Source organism: Delftia sp. ZNC0008 (assembly GCF_000799035.1).
GTDB classification, from domain to species: Bacteria; Pseudomonadota; Gammaproteobacteria; order Burkholderiales; family Burkholderiaceae_C; genus Comamonas; species Comamonas tsuruhatensis.
On the sequence record NZ_JTKZ01000710.1, the window covers coordinates 1 to 590 of the forward strand.

Annotated in this window: 1 pseudogene; it reads right to left on the reverse strand. The window is 62.9% G+C overall.

The annotated features are described in order from the left end of the window. Positions 1-590, reverse strand: a pseudogene (locus tag L995_RS32280) (IS5 family transposase); the annotation flags it as partial.

Genomic DNA, 590 nt, shown 5'->3' on the forward strand with positions numbered 1-590 from the left:
CGTTCAAAGCGGATTCGCAGCTTGCCAAAGCCTGCAAACCAGCTGTGCGTCCTCTCCACCACCCACCGGTGTTTGCCCAGCCGCTCGCTGCTCTCAATGCCTCGTCTGGCAATCCGGCCAATGATGCCCCGCTGCCTCAGGTGGGCTCGGCATCGCTTGAAGTCGTAGCCTTTGTCGGCGTGCAGCTTTGCCGGTCTTCTACGGGGACGTCCTGGCAGGCCAGCAATCGCAGGAATCGCGTCCACGCACCTCTCGAACATCTTGGAGTCGTGCCGGTTCGCGCCGCTGACCAAGATCACCAGCGGGATGCCTCTGGCATCTACGACGATGTGCCGCTTGGAGCCGAGCTTGCCTCTGTCCGTGGGGTTTGGACCCGTTTCCTGGCCCCCCGGGGGCTTGGTACCGAGGAGCCATCAATGCTGGCCCGGCTCCAATCGATTTGGTCATGTTCACGCAAGCGAGTCAGCATGGCCTGGTGCAGCCGCTCCCAGACACCAGCGGCATTCCAGTCGCGCAGACGCCGCCAGCAAGTCATGCCGCTGCCGTAGCCCAGGGATTGGGGAAGGTCTTCCCATGGAATGCCTGTTTGC